At 55.6% G+C, this 1,708-nt stretch carries 1 rRNA gene (only partly in view); it reads left to right on the forward strand.

What is annotated here, in order from left to right:
• Positions 1–1,708: ribosomal RNA gene (locus B1A98_RS19735) — 23S ribosomal RNA — on the forward strand (its annotated part extends 1,314 nt beyond the left edge of the window); the annotation flags it as partial.

Genomic DNA, 1,708 nt, shown 5'->3' on the forward strand with positions numbered 1-1,708 from the left:
TATGGTGTCCGTGGTAGGAGAGCGTTCTAAGGGCGGTGAAGCAAGACCGGAAGGACTTGTGGAGCGCTTAGAAGTGAGAATGCCGGTATGAGTAGCGAAAGAAGGGTGAGAATCCCTTCCACCGAATGCCTAAGGTTTCCTGAGGAAGGCTCGTCCTCTCAGGGTTAGTCGGGACCTAAGCCGAGGCCGACAGGCGTAGGCGATGGACAACAGGTTGATATTCCTGTACCACCTCTTCACCATTTGAGCAATGGGGGGACGCAGGAGGATAGGGCAAGCGCACAGTTGGTTGTGCGTCCAAGCAGTTAGGCCGGTGACGAGGCAAATCCCGTCACCATCAAGGCGGAGCTGTGACGGCGAGGGAAATTTAGTACCGAAGTTCCTGATTCCACACTGCCAAGAAAAGCCTCTAGCGAGGTGAAAGGTGCCCGTACCGCAAACCGACACAGGTAGGCGAGGAGAGAATCCTAAGGTGAGCGAGTGAACTCTCGTTAAGGAACTCGGCAAAATGACCCCGTAACTTCGGGAGAAGGGGTGCTCTTTGGGGTGCATAGCCCTGAGGAGCCGCAGTGAATAGGCCCAGGCGACTGTTTAGCAAAAACACAGGTCTCTGCGAAGCCGCAAGGCGAAGTATAGGGGCTGACGCCTGCCCGGTGCTGGAAGGTTAAGAGGAGGGGTTAGCTCACGCGAAGCTCTGAATTGAAGCCCCAGTAAACGGCGGCCGTAACTATAACGGTCCTAAGGTAGCGAAATTCCTTGTCGGGTAAGTTCCGACCCGCACGAAAGGCGTAACGATCTGGGCACTGTCTCAACGAGAGACTCGGTGAAATTATAGTACCTGTGAAGATGCAGGTTACCCGCGACAGGACGGAAAGACCCCGTGGAGCTTTACTGCAGCCTGATATTGAATTTCGGCACAGCTTGTACAGGATAGGTAGGAGCCTTTGAACCCGGAGCGCCAGCTTCGGGGGAGGCGTCGGTGGGATACTACCCTGGCTGTGTTGAACTTCTAACCCGCACCCGTGATCCGGGTGGGAGACAGTGTCAGGCGGGCAGTTTGACTGGGGCGGTCGCCTCCTAAAAAGTAACGGAGGCGCCCAAAGGTTCCCTCAGAATGGTTGGAAATCATTCGCAGAGTGTAAAGGCACAAGGGAGCTTGACTGCGAGACCTACAAGTCGAGCAGGGACGAAAGTCGGGCTTAGTGATCCGGTGGTTCCGCATGGAAGGGCCATCGCTCAACGGATAAAAGCTACCCCGGGGATAACAGGCTTATCTCCCCCAAGAGTCCACATCGACGGGGAGGTTTGGCACCTCGATGTCGGCTCATCGCATCCTGGGGCTGTAGTCGGTCCCAAGGGTTGGGCTGTTCGCCCATTAAAGCGGTACGCGAGCTGGGTTCAGAACGTCGTGAGACAGTTCGGTCCCTATCCGTCGCGGGCGCAGGAAATTTGAGAGGAGCTGTCCTTAGTACGAGAGGACCGGGATGGACGCACCGCTGGTGTACCAGTTGTCTTGCCAAAGGCATCGCTGGGTAGCTATGTGCGGACGGGATAAGTGCTGAAAGCATCTAAGCATGAAGCCCCCCTCAAGATGAGATTTCCCATAGCGCAAGCTAGTAAGATCCCTGAAAGATGATCAGGTAGATAGGTTCGAGGTGGAAGCGTGGCGACACGTGGAGCTGACGAATACTAATCGATCGAGGACTTA

It is taken from the genome of Pseudobacillus badius (genome assembly GCF_002189605.1).
GTDB classification, from domain to species: Bacteria; Bacillota; Bacilli; order Bacillales; family Domibacillaceae; genus Pseudobacillus; species Pseudobacillus badius.